Source organism: Paenibacillus sp. UASWS1643 (assembly GCF_008693195.1).
GTDB classification, from domain to species: Bacteria; Bacillota; Bacilli; order Paenibacillales; family Paenibacillaceae; genus Paenibacillus; species Paenibacillus amylolyticus_B.
Genome location: NZ_VXKZ01000096.1, coordinates 72,207 through 90,788, shown reverse-complemented (window position 1 = coordinate 90,788; position 18,582 = coordinate 72,207). Strand labels below are relative to the sequence as shown.

Sequence of the window (18,582 nt, the reverse complement as noted above, 5' to 3'; positions counted from 1 at the left end):
AACTATTGCCCCATGGAGACGGGCACGCGTACTTGCTGGAGTACGGCATTCAAAACAGCCTCGGAACTCATACTGTCCAGTCTCGATTCGGGACGAAGCACAATACGATGAGAGATCACATAAGGGGCCATCGTTTTCACATCATCTGGAAGCACATAATCACGTTCCTGCAAGAAAGCGAAGGCTTTTACGGCCATCATGAACGATATGGCTGCCCGTGGGCTGGCACCCAGCAATACAGATGGGTGGGAGCGGGTTTGACGAACAACATCCAGCAAATAGTCCATAACCGGATCACCGATAAAGACCTCTTTAATCTCCTGCTGGATTGCCGAGATCTGGTCCATATGAGTCACGGATTCAAGGCGATCTACAGGCTGACCGAGCTGATGCTGTTTTAATAGGATTTTCTCAATTTCTTTATCGGGATAACCTAGGCTTATTTTCAACATAAACCGGTCGAGTTGTGCTTCAGGCAAAGTATACGTACCTTCAAAATCAATCGGATTCTGAGTAGCACAGAGCATGAATGGATGTGGCAGATCATACGTATCGCCATCAACGGTTACGCTGCGCTCCTCCATAACTTCGAGCAGAGCCGATTGGGTTTTTGTTGTGGCCCGGTTAATCTCATCAGCTAGCAAAATGTTGGTCATCACAGGACCTGGCCGGAAATAAAAACGCTCATCCTTCGGATGGAACACAGATACGCCCGTAATATCACTAGGTAAAATATCAGGATTACATTGAATACGCCGATACTCACCACGCATGGATTTCGATAATGCCTTGATTAATTGCGTTTTGCCAGTTCCCGGTACGTCTTCAATCAGAACGTGCCCGCCTGCAAGCAAAGCTGTAAGTAAAAGTTGAATTTCAAAGGATTTCCCCATAATACAGGATTCCAGATTTGAACGAACTGCGGATATGATTTGGATCGACTCTTTGCGCACAGGCATGTGGTCTAACCTCCTAAAAAAGCATACAGATTTCCTTTTATTGTACATGATCCAGAGTCACGAGTACACTCGAAGGAACTCACAATTTGTTCCCAGTCCGTCAGATTCACCGCAGTTCACGCATGAATACGACAAAAAAGGCCCGGATAAAAGTTATCCGAAGCCTCTGCTGAATCGCAATATGTTCAAGGAGATTTCTCATTCTATGTTAGCCTTTTGGTCTAACGACCAATGCCGCGAGAAAAGAAAAGATGATCGCTGACGAAATCCCCGCCGCAGTCAGATCGAAAATCCCTGTAATCACACCCAGCCATCCCTCTTTTTCCAGCTCCGTCAATGCCCCGTGCACCAAGGAATTACCGAAACTTGTGATGGGGATGGTAGCACCCGCACCTGCAAATTTAACCAAGGGGTCATACACGCCAAATGCATCCGCAAGCGCACCTGTCACAACAAGTGTACTCATGGTATGAGCTGGCGTCAGTTTAACCCCATCCATTAGAAGCTGTCCGACAACACAGATCAAACCGCCAACGATAAATGCCCACAAGAACTGCATTACCTTTATCCCTCCTTTTCAATAGCTACGGCATGTGCAATACAAGGAATACTTTCACCCTGCTGATACGAAATCGGAGATAACAGCGCACCCGTAGCAACGACGAGCACCCGTTTAAGATCACCCTTCTGCATCCGGTTCAAAATGTGACCATAGGTGACGGTGGCAGAACATCCACAGCCACTTCCCCCGGCAACAACATAAGGCTGTTTCTCCCGATCATAGATCATCAGGCCACAGTCATTAAAAACCGTCTGTTCCATGGGAATGCCTTCTTTTTGCAAAAGCTCTTTCGTAATTGGCAGACCGACGGAAGCCAGATCCCCAGTCACAATGAGATCATAATAGCCGGGTTCCAATCCCGTATCCCTGAAATGAGAGATTATAGTGTCGGCTGCTGCTGGCGCCATGGCTGAACCCATATTAAAGGGATCTTTGATGCCCAAATCCATAATGCGTCCAATAGTGGCTTTGGTAACAACGGGACCATCACCAGTACGGGAGACCACACCACACCCTGATCCTGTGACGGTATATTGCGCATAAGGCGGCTTCTGGGAGCCATACTCCGTCGGATACCGAAATTGTTTTTCAACCGTACAGTTGTGGCTCACCGTTCCTGCAAGGACATAATCTCCAGCTCCGGAGTCAACAATCATGGACGCTAACGCTAACGTTTCCATGGAAGTAGAACAGGCTCCAAAGACACCCAGGTAAGGCACACCCAGTTTTCGCGCTGAAAAGGAACTGCTGATAATCTGGTTCATCAGATCTCCACCAACAAAAAATTGAAGCTCTTCCTTGGTGATATTTGCATTTACCAAAGCAAGTTGGGAGGCCTGTTCGAGCAGTTTGCGTTCTCCCTTTTCCCACGTTTTCTCGCCGATCTCGAGATTGTCGTAGACATAATCGAAATCAGATGACAGTGGACCCTCGCCTTCTTCTGGTCCTACAACTGCGGCTTTACCAATGATCCTCGGACGATTCTCAAACTGCCATGTCTGGCGACCCAATCGCTTCACAGGTGCCCACCTCCAAATCCCAAAAAGGCGTAAACAATCCCTACGACAAATGCTGCCACGACACCAAACACGATAACGGAACCAGCAAGTTTAAACATGTTGGCCCCTACACCGAGCACCAGTCCTTCAGCACGATGTTCCAGTGCAGCAGAACACATGGAATTGGCAAAGCCGGTAACCGGCACAGCAGTTCCTGCTCCTGCCCATTGAGCCATTTTATCGTAAACGCCGAGACACGTTAGAATAACCGATATGAGAATCATGACCGCCACCGTAGGACTGGAAGCTTCCTTCGATGTCATGTCGAAACCGGCCATAAAAGCCTCTTGAATGGCCTGTCCAATCAAACAGACGGTACCCCCAACCAGAAATGCTTTGAGGCAATTTTTCAGGATTGGACGAGGCGGTTCATGTTTTTTTGCGACTTTTTTGTACTCCTTTTCATCCATGGACAGGGACGACGATTTTTTTTCGCTTCCGGATGCGGATTGAGCTGGCAAGATACAAGACCTCCTCTATGTGAAATGGTTCAAAGCTACGGCTGAATGCCAATGTGTGTAATCCTATATTCATTGTTTGTTAATAATCGGAAGGTTATGTATCCGGCGACAGACAGCATATGTTTCCAACAAGATCATGTTGTGGAAGCAAGATGGGAATACGCCGGTTCTGAGGACTTTTAGATAAGCTCTATAAATAAAGAAGAACAATCACGAGCAAGATAAAAAGAACGATAAACAGTACTTTTTCCGTGCCCTCTTCTGGAGGCTTCATTGGGTATTTAGCTCCTTCCTGTAAACAGACCAATAAATATTGAACAAAAGAACATCACAAAATGATGACATCTCCTCCATATATTCATATTCATTGAAGTGGCATCAGGACTACGACTACAGCGGATAGAGTCATGAAACTTGGACACGGTGAGCGCCCAAAACATGCCTTAAATACGTGACATAAACATGGACAATCACTTGCGCAAGGTTCATACTGTAATGTGACCAGTGGTTAAATAACAAGTCCTCAGCATATTAGTATGCATGTTCAAAAAGATAAAAGACTTTTTGAACTACATCTTAAAGGACAACAGGCGGGTAGCCGTTCTACTATGACCTGAAATACATACCAACAGAGGAGTTGTTGACACATGAATGAAAAAACGATGGATATGTTTCGTACGTTGACGGAATTTCCTTCCGCATCCGGTTTTGAACGTGAGCTTCGCGGCTGGATCAAAGATAAGCTTTCTGCTTATACCGATGAGTTCGTCCAGGATCGCCTGGGGAGTCTATTTGGTGTATTACGCGGGGAGGAATCCGGTCCCAAAGTTATGGTAGCCGGACACTTTGACGAAGTAGGTTTCATGACTACTGGCATTACGGAAACAGGTATGATCAAGTTCCGTCCACTGGGTGGATGGTGGAGTCAGGCTGTACTGTCTCAACGATTGGAAATCATCACACCTGATCGTCGGATTACCGGAGTTGTAGGTTCTACACCTACACACTTGCTGGACGAGTCCCAGCGGAACAAACCTGTGGATCTGAATTCCATGTATCTCGATATTGGAGCAGACAACCGTGCGGAAGCAGAATCCTGGGGCATTCATCCTGGGATGCAGATCGTACCGATCTGTGAATTCACACCTATGGCCAATCCTAAGAAAATTATGGCTAAAGCGTGGGATAATCGTTACGGCGTAGGACTTGCACTTGAACTGGTTGAAGCGCTGCACAAGGAAAAACTGCCTAACACGCTTTATGCTGGTGCAACGGTTCAGGAAGAACTGGGGCTTCGCGGTGCACGTACGGCGGCCAATCTGATTCAGCCTGATATCTTCTTTGCACTTGACTGTAGCGCGGCGAATGATATGACAGGTGACAAACAGTCATTTGGACATATCGGAGAAGGCGCATTGCTTCGTATTTTTGACCCGGGCATGTTCACCCATCGCGGAATGGTGGAATATGTTCAAGATACGGCTTCATCCAATCAGATCAAAATGCAGTATTTCATCTCACCAGGCGGTACCGATGCAGGTCAAGTTCACCTGAGTGGCATTGGTGTGCCCTCAACAGTGATCGGTATCTGCGCACGTTATATCCATACCTCTTCTTCCATCATTCATACAGACGACTACGATGCGGCCAAAGAACTGATCGTGAAGCTGGTCAAAGGCCTTGATCGGACAACGATGAATACCATAATTAATAACGCGTAACAGTTGACAAGAGACCTCCTAACTATATCGGGAGGTCTCTTTTTTTATATCCACAACTATATCAGTTGGACACATTTACACTTGAACGCAGAGGCCAGAAATAACCTGAAGAAGCGGAGCTAAAACCTTTCTGCAAGAAAGCTGCTTCGGAAGCATTTACTTCGCCTTTATTCGGTGATCGAAAGGTTATTCTGTCATTCGGAGTGACAAGTGTAAATATTCTTTAGTTCAACATACGTAGATTAATAGGCCGAACATTATAGGGAATTACACATAAGATGTAATAACGGTAGATGAATTAAACACCAAAGCAGCGGGGGACCTGTTATGGCAGTGAGAAGGAATGGAAAATCGAATAAAGGTACCAAAAAAACAAATGCCGCAAACACCCTTCTCAATGGCAACCTTAAAGGAAGAAATCTGGAACTTATCGTTGCAGCATTACTAGTAAGTGGGAAGTTAAGAGTGGATGCGGTCACGTTGTTTCGAGAAGCTACACTGGTCGTTGAACTGGTTGGGCAGTATAAAACTTTACAAAATATTACACCATCGAATCAAGACAAACTGGTGCAATTCCTCGATGAAATCGGTGGCGATATGACGTTGAATGACGTTATACGGGCTTTCCAACAGAGAATCAATTCCTAAACGCCAAGAAATGAGGTTGAAGTGATGTCTGACTTTGACGGAAATGGGTTCGCTGAGCTACTGATTATTGTCATTCTTGTTGTTTTATTTGTATTTGGTTCTTCCGATATTGACGACCTGACTGATTCTCCTTCTCAATCCTGAATTGGCTAGGTTATTACGATCCATTCATTATGAAATGCATATCTGTAAACGCCAGCCCACAATATGCGGGCTGGCGTTTTTGGATGGCTATAGAAATAGCGGTGAGAATGCAATCCAGGCCAAAATAAGTGTAAGCATAATGCAGACATTCTCTACAACGGCCCCACGCTTGGTCCCTGTACTCATCAGATTCACCCGTATGCGCCACTTGAGCGGTGGTAACGGACGAATACCTCGATTGGTGAGTGAATCGGCCAACAGATGCATCGCATATGCAGTTCCTCCCGCTACCCAAATCTCCGGTCCCTGCTGCTGGGTCGTGCTATACAACAAGCCCGCCCATATTGCGGTTCCGTACAGGGTATGTGTCAGTCCCCTATGAGTCAGTGTGGTGCAGAGCATTAACAAACTGCCTGCAATCAAGTTCCACGGTGCAAACGCATGACCATAAAAGACCAGTCCGAGTCCAATCGCAAACATCAGCACTTTGCGAAGCGAACGTGAAGGCAGGAATGACACAAGCGCAATGAGGATCGCAAGCAACAGGTTCCATGGTTTGGCATGAACATAGAAGTACACAAATACAGCTGTGGGCAACAGAATCGTCTGTAACAACCTGATCAGACTGTTAGGCAAGGCTCTGGATACCAGCAGCGAATTTGGCTCATCAATGTCAGGCAATAACGAACCAATCAGTGCAACCGTAACTGCCGGCGCTGTCACTGGTATACCGGCCAACTGCAGAACAGAAAGCGACACACCTGTCCCGATAATAAGGTGGGATCTTCCCATCATGATGCAAAAACGTCCTTTCGAAGAAATCGGGAACAATACGGCCCAGTTCCGATTTTACAACGAAAACAAAACAAGAACAATAGTTCGCATTTCTTATTTGTATGAAAATAAATATAACTTTCTGTGATGGGGCTCACATTATTATATTTATGACTCTTTTATCTTTATTAGTGAATTAAATCACATAAAATGTCGTCAACACCTTGTATAATTTCAAATATAAACCACTAAAATTTTGAGTAATGTACAGCGTCTATTCAAGGAGGCATACACACATGAACGGAAAAAAAGAGAACCTCATTATCATTGGTAACGGTATGGCAGGAATCAGTACCGTTGAGCAAATTTTGAAATTAACTACGCGATTTGATATTACCGTTTTTGGCACAGAGCCCTACCCTAACTACAACCGCATTATGTTGTCTTATGTACTGGAAGGAAGCAAAACACTGGATGACATCGTACTGAACGACCTTCACTGGTATGAAGATTACGGCATTACGCTGCACACAGGCACAACGGTTACACGAATCGATGCCGAGACACACGAAGTTGTGACTGAAGATGGAACTCGCGTTCCTTATGACAAAATTATCATTGCAACAGGCTCCAACTCCTTCATTCTCCCCGTTCCGGGACATGACAAAGAGGGTGTTGTCGGTTTCCGCGATATCGCCGATTGCAATGTCATGCTGGAAGCTGCTAAGCAGTATAAACGAGCGGCCGTTATCGGGGGCGGACTGCTAGGCCTTGAAGCTGCCAAAGGGTTGGTACAACTTGGCATGGAAGTTACCGTAGTGCATCTGATGGAAGATCTGATGGAGCGTCAGCTTGATCCACAAGCTTCAGCCATGTTGAAGGCAGAACTCGAACGTCAGGGTATCCGGTTCAAGATGGGTGCGCAGACTTCCGAACTGCTGGGCGGCGAACGCGTTGAAGGGATACGTTTTGCAGATGATACAGTTCTGAATGTTGATTTTGTGGTCATGGCTGTAGGAATTAAACCCAATACGACTGTAGCACGCGAAAGCGGTATGGAAGTGAACCGGGGTATTGTCGTGAATGACTATATGCAGACTTCACTTGAGAATGTGTATTCGGTCGGGGAATGTACAGAGCACCGCGGGGTATGTTACGGCCTCGTTGCCCCATTGTTCGAACAAGGCATGATTCTCGCGAAACATATCTGCGGTGTAGAGACCGCTCCATATGAAGGTTCTGTAGTATCTACGAAATTGAAAATTTCGGGTGTAGACGTCTTTTCAACTGGTGAATTCATCGACAGTCCAGAGCACACCGTCATTTCGCACAAAGATGACTGGAAACGGACTTACAAAAAAATTCTGCTTCGTGATAATAAAATGGTCGGCGCTGTTCTCTTCGGTGACATTACGGATTCTGCCGAATTGCAGAAACTGATCAAACAACAGACCGAAATGACCGAGGAATTGTACGGTTCACTCATGGGTACAGGCTGCGGCGGTCATAAGAAAGCAACTTCTGTTGAAACGATGCCCGAGGACGAGATCGTCTGTGGATGTAACGGGGTAACCAAAGGAACCATTGTTGATGTAATTACAAACCAGGGCCTTACCACTGTAGATGAAATCAAAGCCTGTACCGGTGCAACACGCTCTTGCGGTGGATGTAAACCGGTTGTGGAACAGATTCTGCAATATGTACTGGGAGACAGCTTCAGCAGTGGAGCCAAACAGGGAATATGCGGATGTACTTCCATGGGACGGGATGAGATTGTAGCTGAGATTCGTGCAAAAGGATTACAAACGACCAAAGAGGTCATGAATGTACTGGGTTGGAGTCAACCTGAAGGTTGTTCCAAATGTCGTCCGGCGATCAACTACTACCTTGGCATGATTGCACCAGACACACACGAAGATGAGAAAGAATCCCGTTTTGTTAACGAACGTATGAACGCGAATATTCAAAAGGATGGAACGTATACGGTTGTACCTCGGATGTACGGCGGGGTGACTACACCAGCGGACCTCAAACGCATCGCTGACGTTTCAGTCAAATATGATGTGAAAGCAGTCAAAGTTACCGGCGGTCAGCGTCTTGACTTGATTGGTGTCAAAAAAGAAGACCTGACTAAAGTCTGGGCTGAACTGGATATGCCTTCAGGTTATGCATACGCCAAATCGCTGCGCACGGTCAAAACATGTGTCGGCTCCCAATTCTGCCGATTCGGTACACAGGATTCCATGGCTATGGGTGCTCGCATTGAACGGAAATTCGAACGTCTGGATCTGCCTGCCAAGTTCAAATACGCTGTCAATGGCTGTCCACGGAACTGTGCAGAGGCATGTACAAAAGATATCGGTATCGTTGGTAACGACGGCGGCTGGGAAATCTTTATCGGTGGTAACGGCGGTATTAAAGCAAGACTTGCTGATTCCCTGTGCAAAGTGAAAACAGATGAAGAGTTGATTGAACTGTGCGGAGCCATCATGCAATATTACCGCGAGACAGGTAACTATCTGGAGCGGACTTCCGAGTGGGTGGAACGTATGGGTCTGGAGCATATTCGTTCGGTTGTCGTGGATAACCTTGAGGAACGCAAAGCGTTGATGCAACGGATTGAATTCGCACTTGAGCATGTGGAAGAACCTTGGCAAAAAGCGATTCGCAATGAGGAAGGCCAAAGCAAAATGTTCCACGGCATCGAAGTATCGGCTCGTCCATAAGTAAGCTCGCAAGATTAATACTGCCGGAATGTTAAATATAGATAAGGAGTGGTTTTAGATGACGACAAAACAATCAGGCACCTACTTCCCTGCCGGAGTAGTTGAAGAATTCCTGCCACGAATCGGAAGAGTAGTTGAGATTAAGGACCATCAGCTTGCTATCTTTCGTGCATCGGATGGCACCATCTTCGCTGCGGATAATCACAATCCCCACCCTAAGGGTGGACCGCTGGCTGAAGGCATCGTGTCCGGGCATTATCTGTACGATCCGCTGTATGATTGGAAAATTGACCTGACTACCGGTCTTGTGCAAGCACCAGACAATGGTCAAGTACAGATGTATCCGGTGAAGGTAGAGAACGGCCAGGTCTGGATCGAAATATAGCTCCATTGAAACGTTCAAAGATTGATGCAAAATAATGGGGGAAACCGTGATGTATACACCAAGTGTTGAGGGAATTATTGAAGCTGCGGTAAAAAAACGGGATCAAATGAACGCAAGCCTGCCACGTTATATGGTTGCTGCCTTGATGGCTGGTGCCTATGTAGGGCTTGGCATCGTTCTGATCTTCAGTATTGGTGCTCCGCTCCTTGCGGCACAGTCACCACTGCAAACCATGTTGATGGGCATGTCCTTCGGACTCGCGCTCACACTGGTGATCTTTGCCGGATCGGAACTGTTCACAGGTAACAATATGTTCTTTACCATGAGTACACTGGCAGGCCGGACCACAGTTAAAGATACACTGAAAAACTGGGGACTCGTCTTCCTCGGCAACTTGTTAGGTGCGATCCTGCTCAGCCTGCTTATTGTAGGCAGCGGCCTGTTCAAAACGGCAGCGCCCGAACATCTGTTATTCGTCGCTTCTGCCAAAAAGATGGCCGCTCCCGTATCGGAGTTGTTCTTCCGCGGCATTCTCTGTAACTGGCTCGTCTGTCTGGCGATCTGGATGGCTGCTCGCACAAAAGAGGATATCGCCAAAATCGCTCTCATCTGGTGGTGTCTGTACGCCTTTATTGCAAGTGGGTATGAGCACAGTGTTGCCAATATGACTTTACTGTCCTTGTCCTGGCTGTTGCCAAACCACCCGGATACCATTACTCTGGCAGGCTGGTTTCATAACATGATCCCGGTGACGCTTGGTAATATCATCGGCGGTGCCCTCTTTGTCGGAATGGCTTACTGGTATACTTCATCAGTACGCAAAAAAGCGTAACTCTTTATCCAACTGCATTTCCGTACGATAGATAACAGAACATTTACACAACTAAAGCCACGATGGATGCCGAACTCACGTTCAGTCATACATGGTGGCTTTTTGGCTTCGTTTTACATTCAATGTATACATCGTTAATCCCAGGTTAATATAACTAGAGTATAGTCAGTGTAGGCGACTACTCAAAATTACAAAGGATGATCTCTACTATGGGAATTCATACGTACTTCCGATCATTGAATGATCTTGAACGCATTATTCGAACCCCTGGCAAATTCAAGTTCGAAGAACATTGTGTATCCGCCCATTCCTGGAAAGTAGTTCAGTACGCCAAAACCTTGGCCGATATTGAAGAGCAGCAAGGCGTGAACATAGATTGGAAGAAGCTATACGAGATCACCAGCAGCCATGATTATGGCGAAATCTTCATCGGTGATATCAAAACGCCAGTCAAGCATTCTTCACTCGAACTTCGTTCCATGCTGCAGCAAGTGGAAGAAGGTATGGTTGAACATTTTATTAACGAAAATATCCCGGAAGAGTTCAAAGAAATTTTCCGCAGACAGCTCCGAGAAGGCAAAGATCAATCTGTCGAAGGACTGATTCTGGAAGTCGCAGACAAGATGGATCAAGTGTACGAAGCCTTTGCCGAACTGCAACGGGGTAATACGGAGAAAGAATTTATCGTCATGTACCGTTACGCACTCGTCAAGATCAAAAACATCGATCTCCACTGTGTCCGCTATTTCCTCAATCACATCCTGCCTGATATCATCGAAGAAGGTATTCGATCCCCGTTCGATATTCGCAAAATAACCGAAGAAGCTTTACTACAATAAATCAGCTCAAGCCATCTGGATTCCCATTATCCATGGACAGGGCTTTTTTTCGTTCCAGTGACTGTTGGCGATACTCGCTTGGATATAGGCCTGTTTTGTTTTTGAAAATCCGGCTGAAATAGTGGGAATCACTATACCCTACCGCTCCACCAATGGTCTTGATATCCATATTCTCGTGCGTGACGAGCATACGCTTTGCTTCATTAATCCGCAAACCTGTCATATATTTCAGCGGAGTCTCCCCCGTCACCTTCTTGAAGCACTTCCCAAGATAGTCCACACTAAAATGCATCTGTCCCGCCATGTCCTGGAGTGTAATCTCATGCATATAATTCTGCTTCAAATACAACTTAACGGCCTCTGCAATATCCTCCAGCTTCACCTGCTCGTCCAGCACGGCACTGACATGGGCAAGCGAATCCACAGCACTCCCAAGCTTCAATTCCATCGCATCCAGCAGTGTGCGAAGCTGTTCTTCCGATAGTGGTTTGAGCAGATAATCCTCCACCTTATAACTGATCGCCTTCCGGGCATATTCAAACTCATGATATCCACTCAAAATGACAATTTTCACATGGGGATAAGCAAAGTACAGATGTTTGGCGAGTTCCAATCCATTCATCACCGGCATCTGTATATCCGTTATAACCAGATCAGGTACGGAATGTTCAATGAGCTGTAACGCTTCCTGACCGTTCCGCGCTTCACCAATCACCTCAAACCGGGTGTCTAGCTCTCTGAATTTGCGCGAGACATTCCTGCGAATCAGGGCTTCATCTTCCACAATAATCGTTCTGTATTTGATTGTCATGGTTCAATCATGCTCCTTTCGAATGGATCCACCTATGGTAATCTGGACACCGCCGGAAGGCTTATTCGTAATCTGCATGTGGGCTGCCGAGCCATACCATAATTTCAATCGGACCCATATATTCTTGAGTCCCATGCCGTTAATTTCAAGGTCAGGCATACGGTCCCACTCCTGTGATTGTTCGATGTAATGCATGATCTTGGCAAGTGCTTCGGGTTCCATGCCAGGCCCGTTGTCTTCCACATGGATCTGCCAGGACTGCTGTACCTCATCCATATCTCCAGTAATATTCAGTCTCCATGGAGGGGTATCACCCAGTCCATATTTCATGGCATTTTCGAGTAGTGGTTGTACCATCAGCATCGGAGCCTGGATATGCTGCATCTCTTCTGGAATATGAAACTCATAGTGCAGATCATCCTCGAACCTAATCTTCATACACTCCAGATATCGCTCACAATAATCCAGTTCTTGGGACAGGGGAACCCCATTCTTTCCCGGAGTAGAAATATAACGCAGCATAGACGCAATATTGGTGCAGAACGCGACAATCTGCTCATTCATGCCTTCTTCCGCCATGATGCTAATATTTGTGATGTTGTTATAGAGAAAATGCGGGTTCATCTGGGATTGGAGTGCCAGTAATCTCGCTTCTGTCTCCTGAGATTTCATCGCCAGCCTGTCCTGAAACGATTGCACAAGCTGTTGATTCAGCCGGATAAACGTATCATTCAGCTCATCCATCTCCCGAATAGAACCGGGATGCTCCAGCTTGAACAACTGACCCGAATCCTGACCCGATACCAGATCATTCTCACCCGTTTTCTGAATAATACGCTGCAAACGATGTAGCGGCAAAGTAACCCGTTTGGAGATCAGATACGAGAGAACCAGAATCAGCACGAGAGTAGCTAACGTGGCACCGATAAACATCACAGCCATCCGGTTGAGACTCGCGAAAAGGGACTGTTTGGACTGCATGACAACAACGGTCCATCCCGTCTCCTGTGATGTCATGTACGTCATCATTTGTCTGGAATGATTCAAAGGATCGGTGATCTCCTGCATCGTATCAGGCGGAAATGAAAGATTTTGAATCAAGTCCACATCATCGAAATGGCCTGCTTGAGAAGCACCGGCATCCGAAGAAAGTGGATACAACCGTGTATTTTGTTCATCCACTACATAGATCCGGAGATCGTTGTTATTCGCCTGCAATTCATTCAAATGCTGGAACAGGGTTCCGGCATCCTGCAAAATCTCAACGACGCCCTGGCTGACATAGTTGCCATCTTTGTATACACGGGTAAGCGAAATATAAGGTTGATCTGATTTTCCCTCGCCGGTCGGCATGGGCAAGGCTCCGCCCTCTAACAATTGGATCACTCGCCAGCCACTCCGCTCCCAGGTTTCCTTGTACCACGGTCGCTGAGTCAGGTCTACCGACAGTTGACCGTTGAATGCACCCGCTCCCAACATCTTGCCGTTCACGTCATAGATATTGGCCTGCTTGGCTGTATTGGAGCTGCTGATGATCGCGAGAATGACATCAATTAGTGTGGTTGTATCCTTATACAATGCCGGATCACTCGTCATTGTCTGCTCGCTATCCTCCGCTGGTGCCAAGTAGTGACTGAAGTGTTCTTTGACCAGATTGGAGTACACGATATTCATGGAGAAGTTGTTCATTTTCACCACTTCCTGATCCAGATTACTGACGATTGATACCCCCAGTTGTCTCTGCTGTTCTTCACTTCGCTGACGAATGTCACTTGCGAGAAAAACATACAGAAGCCCCGCCACAATCAGCGAAAAGATAATAAATACCGCAGAGTAATAGGCAAACAGACTTTGCTGAAGCGTTCCAAATCGATACCGCAATCCCCTCACACCTCGTCCTATGATGATATCTGTCACACCATTCGAAAATGTCCACCCAACAGAACGCTTTTGTCTATTGAGCGTATTCGCTGTTCACAGTAAAGTTATCCACATAAGAATACGCTTACATTAAGCGTTTCGGCAAGTGACAATTTTCTTTATATTCCGGGAGGTTCAATGATGAGAAAACGATTTCTATTTTCGCTTGCAAGTGTGCTCCTGCTCTCCACCCTGCTGCTTGCCGGGTGCAACTCAGGTAAAAGTACGGAAGGTTCGGGTAAGGTGACACTCACGTTTGGAACAAGCCAATCCGGTATTCCGCGTACAGGCATCATGCAGACGATGGCCAAGGAATATGAGCAGGAAACCGGTGTCAAAATTGACTTCCAAGTCGTCCCTGACGCACAGTGGCGTGACCTGATCAAGGTGAAGCTGGCCTCTGGCGAAGCACCTGACATTTTCAATGTCGATGTGGACCCACTGAGCATGCCGGCTAACGTAAGACCGGAGGAAAATGCCATTGACCTGACCAATGAGGAATTTACAGGTCGGATGTCTGAAGAGATTTTGCCAACCGTCAGTCACAATGACAAGGTGTACGGGGTTTCTTTTGCGCCAACGAAAATCTGGTATGTGTACTATAACAAACGTATCTTCCAAGAGCTCGGCATAGAGCCTCCTACATCCTATGCCGAATTCAAGGCAATCAGCCAGAAAATTAAGGATAAAGACATTATTCCGTTCTATCAAGCACCTGCCAGCGGATGGTATCAGGTTCTGCCTTTGTTCGAAACAGGGCCTAACTATGAGCAAACAACAGCGGGAACGTACGAGAAGCTGAACAATAATGAGATGAAAGTCGCAGATATGACGCAACTCAAGACGGTCATTGAACAGTTGAAAGAATTTGCGGATCTCGGTTATTTCGGCAAAGACTTCTTGTCCAATACGGTAGAAGCGGGAATTGAGGCGTTTGGTCAGGAGAAAGCAGCGATGTTGCTGCGGGTTCCAGGGACGGAAAAGGAAGTCTCCGAAGCGTATCCGGCAATGAAAGACAATATGGGGTTCTTCGTCATGCCGTGGGGAGATAATCAGACGATTGGTGTGAATCCCGGCGGTTCAGCTGCCATGTTTGGTAACAAAAACAGTAAACATCCCGAAGAAGTGCTGAAATTCTTCCGCTGGATTACTGAGCATGATCATCTGCAACGTGTGTTCGACGAAGGTGAAGGTAATCTGACGATCTGCTGGCCGGAAATCGAACCAAAGCTGACACAGGACTATATTGATTATGAGAAAAAACATGAAAAAGGTACGGTCATGCAGGCCGCTGTGAAATATATTGATCCACAATGGATGGATATTGGTAAAGACTTGTCGGGCATGTTCGCTGGAGCCATGACACCGGATCAAATTCTGCAAAACATTGATAAACGCCGTGCTGAACAAGCCAAAGTGCTGAAAGATGAGAAGTGGCAGTAATAGCGCATATTGTAGATAAACATAAATGCTGAACAGCGTTACATGCAGCGGGCATTTGCCCGCTCATGTATTTTGTTTTGGCAGGAAGGAAAGGTGTTACCGGTTATGAATGCGAACAAAATCTATCCCTGGTATTTCTCATCTGGAGCGATTGTATTATATCTGCTGTTCATCGTTGCTCCCGCCCTGCTGGGCATCTATTATTCCTTCACCGACTGGAACAGTTATAGTTCGGAGAAGAACTTTATCGGTCTGGAGCATTTCCGTACCATATTGGCGGGTGATCCGACTTATCTTCTTTTTATCAAAAACACAGTCCTGTTCACCCTCGTGACATCCATCGCCAAGACCGTTCTGGGCTTATTTCTGGCTCTACTCCTAGTTAGCGGTGTAAAGGCCGCCAATCTGCACCGGATGATCATTTTCTCCCCGCAGGTGCTGTCGTTCCTGATTGTTGGGCTTGTGTTCAAAAGTCTGCTTGACCCCAACAACGGGTTCGTTAACGTAACCCTGCGTTCATTAGGACTGGATGTTCTCGCCCAAAACTGGCTGGGCTCCCTAACCTGGGCCATGCCATCCATCATGGCAGTGGACACGTGGAAAGGCATGGGGTACATCATGGTGCTGTTCATCGCCGGACTGCTCGCCATCCCCCGGGATTATTACGAGGCAGCGTCCATTGACGGCGCCGGGTTTGGGCAAAAGCTGTTCCGGATCACGATTCCGATGCTGATGCCTACGATTACCATTGCCACGGTGCTCAATATTACGTATGGGCTGAGAGTATTCGATGCCGTATACGTGCTAACCAACGGTGGCCCCGGTAACGCAACAGATGTGATTAACACGGCGGTCTATTCCTCTTTTGCCAAAGGGTACTGGGGGCTAGGGAGTGCGCTATCTACCATTCTGTTTGTCATCATGGCGATCATCTCCTTTTTCATCATTCGTTTGATGAACCGAAAGGTGGAATACTGACATGCGATTGAGAAAAAGATTGGCTTCGATCGGGTTAAATGCACTCGCCTGGCTGCTCAGCCTGGTGGTCCTGATTCCTTTTGTCGTCATTGTACTGAATTCATTCAAGTCGGACGCCGAGGCCAAAGTGCTGAAGCTGACGCTCCCCGAGAAGTTTATCTTCGAAAATTACAAAATTGTCTATGAACAGGGACATTTGGGCGGTTCCTTTTTCAACAGTCTGCTGCATTCCGGGGCTTCTTCTCTGCTATTGGTGTTTGTTGTGGCCTTCTCTGCCTTCACTTTATCTCGTAACCATTCGAAGCTCAGCAAGTTTCTGTACTTCTTCCTGATTCTCGGTATCACACTGCCGCTCAACTACATTCCACTGATGGAAGTCATGAAGTCCATGGGTATGATCAATTCACATGTCGGCATGATTCTGCTCTACACGGCCATGGGGATTCCGATCTCACTGTTCATTACGTATGCGTTTGTGTCTAACATCCCGAAGGAGCTGGATGAAGCCGCGATCATGGACGGATGTAATGGGATCAAGCTGTTCCTGAGAATCATTGTACCTTTGTTAACCTCGGTGCTGGTAACGGTATTTGTTCTTAATTTCCTGAGTGTCTGGAATGAGTTTACTGCCCCACTCTATATGCTGAATACAGTGGAGATGTGGCCGATGACGCTGGCTGTATATAACTTCTTTGGACAATTCAGTGCCCAGTGGAATCTGGTCAGTGCCGATATCGTGCTCACGTCATTGCCTGTGTTGATTGTGTTCCTCATTGGGCAAAAGTATATTGTAGGAGGACTAACTTCAGGGGCGGTTAAAGGGTAAGCTCCACCGACAATCCAAATACACAAACGCATCTTTCATAAGTACATCTGCTGACTCCTCAGCACAAAAAGCCCTTGTCTGCTCATCGTGTGAATCACTTCTTCGTACACAAGAAGTATCACACGCTGCTGCGGGCAAGGGCTTACGCTGTTGGATTCGAATTAATCGTGCGCCAACCCTCCAACATCGGATGGAGCTGTTATATCTGGGCTCTGCTCCAGAGATTTGATCATTTTCAAACGGGATGTGATTATTGCGATCAGAATAACAAACAGACCCGCGATGATAAACAGAAAGGCAATACCTCTGCCTGGCCCAGTTCCAATAATTTGACCAACAGAAGAAGCCAGTGCTCCCCCCTCCATCAACAGCGGGTTAAACACATGGTCGGCCAGAAATCCAGCCAAACTGTATGCAATAATAAACCCGAGTTGTGACAGAATACCAATGATTCCCCATACCCTGCCCTGCTTTTCGTTGGCGATATTGTTTCGCACCAGCACATCTGCGCTCATGTTGACAAACGGCAGCGATGACAGGAACAGAAAACCTGCGAAGATAATAAAATAAATGTTGGTGGATATCCCCAGAAGCGAAAAGGACAAACCGCACAAAATCAGACCCATCACAAGCACACTTGCGTATCTCTTTGTTATTGTAAATATGCCGATGCACAAGCTGCTAATGAGCATGCCGATGGCACTTACAGACTGAAACGTTCCAAGTGTCTTTGCATCCGTGAATGACAGAAGCATCGGACCAATGAGTGTCTCCAGGAATCCCAGATAAAAGGTGACAAGTGAAATAATCACCACCAGCAACAGTACTCCCTTGTTGGTTACAACTTCTCTCCAGCCCTCTTGAATATCGGTGATCCAGTTTTTGCCTTCTCGATCCTCTCGCTCCACCTTCATGCTCTTCCGAATAACCAGCACAGCCAGAATGGCAACCAGGAATGTCAGAATATTAATGACCAGAATGACTTCAATGGTTGTTATACTAAGCAGAATGCCCGCAATGATGGGTGAAAACAGAAACTTCGAGGATTCAGCCAGTTGTACAAGACCGCTTCCTTTCGAGAATTGATCCTTATCCAGCAGGTCCGTAGCAGAGGCCTTGTATGCCGGGCTCTGCAACGCGGAAAACACCGAACTAAAGGCCACTCCCACATAGATATGCCATAATTGGATATCACCTGTGAGCATAATCGACAGAATGAAAATCAAACCGGCTGCCGACCCCAGGTCGCCGATAATCATCATCGTTCGACGGTCGAATCGGTCGGCCAGTACACCTCCAATAGGTCGAAGTAGGATATTCGGCAAAAACGTGAATAAGGTAATCAATGCAACACTTGTTGCTGTATTCGTTTTTTCGAAGGCATACACCCCCAGAGAGAAGGCTGTAAGTCCAATCCCAATCATGGAGATGAGCTGACCGAACCATACTACCAGAAACTTTCTAAATGATTTTTGAACGGTATGTTCCATGGATG

17 protein-coding genes are annotated in these 18,582 nt (G+C 46.7%); 9 read left to right on the top strand and 8 right to left on the bottom strand.

The genetic code is table 11. From position 1 onward, the window contains the following. Positions 1-2 precede the first annotated feature (2 nt). From FE296_RS05500 to spoVAC, 4 genes are all read right to left on the bottom strand, one after another. Complete coding sequence (locus tag FE296_RS05500; protein WP_036615157.1) at positions 3-959, bottom strand: AAA family ATPase; 957 nt, start codon at positions 957-959, stop codon at positions 3-5. Between the two features lie 208 nt (positions 960-1,167). Continuing rightward, positions 1,168-1,518 (bottom strand): stage V sporulation protein AE, encoded by a 351-nt coding sequence (gene spoVAE / locus FE296_RS05495; protein ID WP_047843814.1) that lies wholly within the window; start codon positions 1,516-1,518, stop codon positions 1,168-1,170. A gap of 5 nt (positions 1,519-1,523) precedes the next feature. Then, entirely contained in the window at positions 1,524-2,540 is a 1,017-nt protein-coding gene (gene spoVAD, locus FE296_RS05490; protein ID WP_076214289.1) for a stage V sporulation protein AD, read from the bottom strand. Then, a complete protein-coding gene (gene spoVAC / locus FE296_RS05485; protein ID WP_036615164.1) occupies positions 2,537-3,040 on the bottom strand; it encodes a stage V sporulation protein AC in 504 nt (167 codons plus the stop codon). The genes spoVAD and spoVAC overlap by 4 nt, the downstream gene beginning before the upstream one ends. A gap of 647 nt (positions 3,041-3,687) precedes the next feature. Between spoVAC and FE296_RS05480 the strand changes: the two genes are divergently transcribed. Both FE296_RS05480 and FE296_RS05475 read left to right on the top strand, forming a co-directional pair. Further along, positions 3,688-4,761, top strand: a complete 1,074-nt coding sequence (locus tag FE296_RS05480; protein WP_150364440.1) for a M42 family metallopeptidase — start codon at positions 3,688-3,690, stop codon at positions 4,759-4,761. A 327-nt stretch (positions 4,762-5,088) separates the two neighbouring features. Continuing rightward, a complete protein-coding gene (locus tag FE296_RS05475; RefSeq protein ID WP_124115949.1) occupies positions 5,089-5,409 on the top strand; it encodes a hypothetical protein in 321 nt (106 codons plus the stop codon). Between the two features lie 231 nt (positions 5,410-5,640). Here FE296_RS05475 and FE296_RS05470 read toward each other — a convergent pair whose 3' ends face one another. Next, positions 5,641-6,348 carry a metal-dependent hydrolase gene (locus FE296_RS05470; protein WP_150364439.1) on the bottom strand — a complete coding sequence of 236 codons (708 nt, stop codon included), beginning with the start codon at positions 6,346-6,348 and terminating at the stop codon, positions 5,641-5,643. A 275-nt stretch (positions 6,349-6,623) separates the two neighbouring features. On the opposite strand from FE296_RS05470, the gene nirB reads away from it, so the two are divergent. The 4 genes from nirB (at position 6,624) to FE296_RS05450 (ending at position 11,109) form a co-directional block, all read left to right on the top strand. Further along, the gene (gene nirB / locus FE296_RS05465; RefSeq protein WP_150364438.1) at positions 6,624-9,053 is read left to right on the top strand and encodes a nitrite reductase large subunit NirB; all 2,430 of its coding nucleotides are present in this window, start codon (positions 6,624-6,626) and stop codon (positions 9,051-9,053) included. A 58-nt stretch (positions 9,054-9,111) separates the two neighbouring features. Further along, positions 9,112-9,438 carry a nitrite reductase small subunit NirD gene (nirD, locus tag FE296_RS05460; RefSeq protein WP_150364437.1) on the top strand — a complete coding sequence of 109 codons (327 nt, stop codon included), beginning with the start codon at positions 9,112-9,114 and terminating at the stop codon, positions 9,436-9,438. Between the two features lie 49 nt (positions 9,439-9,487). Continuing rightward, positions 9,488-10,270 (top strand): formate/nitrite transporter family protein, encoded by a 783-nt coding sequence (locus FE296_RS05455; protein WP_124115946.1) that lies wholly within the window; start codon positions 9,488-9,490, stop codon positions 10,268-10,270. A gap of 209 nt (positions 10,271-10,479) precedes the next feature. Then, positions 10,480-11,109 carry a YfbR-like 5'-deoxynucleotidase gene (locus FE296_RS05450; protein ID WP_124115945.1) on the top strand — a complete coding sequence of 210 codons (630 nt, stop codon included), beginning with the start codon at positions 10,480-10,482 and terminating at the stop codon, positions 11,107-11,109. A 1-nt stretch (position 11,110) separates the two neighbouring features. Here FE296_RS05450 and FE296_RS05445 read toward each other — a convergent pair whose 3' ends face one another. Both FE296_RS05445 and FE296_RS05440 read right to left on the bottom strand, forming a co-directional pair. After that, positions 11,111-11,920: a response regulator transcription factor gene (locus FE296_RS05445; protein WP_150364436.1), complete on the bottom strand. Its 810-nt coding sequence runs from the start codon at positions 11,918-11,920 to the stop codon at positions 11,111-11,113. 3 nt (positions 11,921-11,923) lie between these two features. Further along, the gene (locus FE296_RS05440) at positions 11,924-13,810 is read right to left on the bottom strand and encodes a cache domain-containing sensor histidine kinase (protein WP_223868780.1); all 1,887 of its coding nucleotides are present in this window, start codon (positions 13,808-13,810) and stop codon (positions 11,924-11,926) included. Between the two features lie 171 nt (positions 13,811-13,981). Here FE296_RS05440 and FE296_RS05435 point away from each other — a divergent pair, with 171 nt between their 5' ends. The 3 genes from FE296_RS05435 (at position 13,982) to FE296_RS05425 (ending at position 17,087) form a co-directional block, all read left to right on the top strand. Next, entirely contained in the window at positions 13,982-15,283 is a 1,302-nt protein-coding gene (locus FE296_RS05435; protein WP_124115942.1) for an ABC transporter substrate-binding protein, read from the top strand. A gap of 105 nt (positions 15,284-15,388) precedes the next feature. Further along, on the top strand, positions 15,389-16,261 hold the full coding sequence (locus FE296_RS05430) for a carbohydrate ABC transporter permease (RefSeq protein WP_091028318.1): 873 nt from the start codon (positions 15,389-15,391) through the stop codon (positions 16,259-16,261). Between the two features lies 1 nt (position 16,262). Continuing rightward, positions 16,263-17,087 (top strand): carbohydrate ABC transporter permease, encoded by an 825-nt coding sequence (locus tag FE296_RS05425; protein WP_133385583.1) that lies wholly within the window; start codon positions 16,263-16,265, stop codon positions 17,085-17,087. A gap of 161 nt (positions 17,088-17,248) precedes the next feature. Here the strand turns inward: FE296_RS05425 and FE296_RS05420 are convergent, their stop codons facing one another. Continuing rightward, positions 17,249-18,577 carry an MFS transporter gene (locus FE296_RS05420; protein ID WP_124115940.1) on the bottom strand — a complete coding sequence of 443 codons (1,329 nt, stop codon included), beginning with the start codon at positions 18,575-18,577 and terminating at the stop codon, positions 17,249-17,251. Positions 18,578-18,582 lie beyond the last annotated feature (5 nt).

Bases quoted from the DNA above. Each gene is read 5' to 3' on its own strand.
- FE296_RS05435 (WP_124115942.1), top strand. From the start codon at position 13,982: ATGAGAAAACGATTTCTATTTTCGCTTGCAAGTGTGCTCCTGCTCTCC.
- FE296_RS05480 (WP_150364440.1), top strand. From the start codon at position 3,688: ATGAATGAAAAAACGATGGATATGTTTCGTACGTTGACGGAATTTCCT.
- nirB (WP_150364438.1), top strand. From the start codon at position 6,624: ATGAACGGAAAAAAAGAGAACCTCATTATCATTGGTAACGGTATGGCA.
- FE296_RS05445 (WP_150364436.1), bottom strand. From the start codon at position 11,920: ATGACAATCAAATACAGAACGATTATTGTGGAAGATGAAGCCCTGATT.
- FE296_RS05470 (WP_150364439.1), bottom strand. From the start codon at position 6,348: ATGATGGGAAGATCCCACCTTATTATCGGGACAGGTGTGTCGCTTTCT.
- spoVAE (WP_047843814.1), bottom strand. From the start codon at position 1,518: ATGCAGTTCTTGTGGGCATTTATCGTTGGCGGTTTGATCTGTGTTGTC.
- FE296_RS05425 (WP_133385583.1), top strand. From the start codon at position 16,263: ATGCGATTGAGAAAAAGATTGGCTTCGATCGGGTTAAATGCACTCGCC.
- FE296_RS05500 (WP_036615157.1), bottom strand. From the start codon at position 959: ATGCCTGTGCGCAAAGAGTCGATCCAAATCATATCCGCAGTTCGTTCA.
- nirD (WP_150364437.1), top strand. From the start codon at position 9,112: ATGACGACAAAACAATCAGGCACCTACTTCCCTGCCGGAGTAGTTGAA.
- FE296_RS05420 (WP_124115940.1), bottom strand. From the start codon at position 18,577: ATGGAACATACCGTTCAAAAATCATTTAGAAAGTTTCTGGTAGTATGG.
- FE296_RS05450 (WP_124115945.1), top strand. From the start codon at position 10,480: ATGGGAATTCATACGTACTTCCGATCATTGAATGATCTTGAACGCATT.
- FE296_RS05475 (WP_124115949.1), top strand. From the start codon at position 5,089: ATGGCAGTGAGAAGGAATGGAAAATCGAATAAAGGTACCAAAAAAACA.
- FE296_RS05455 (WP_124115946.1), top strand. From the start codon at position 9,488: ATGTATACACCAAGTGTTGAGGGAATTATTGAAGCTGCGGTAAAAAAA.
- FE296_RS05430 (WP_091028318.1), top strand. From the start codon at position 15,389: ATGAATGCGAACAAAATCTATCCCTGGTATTTCTCATCTGGAGCGATT.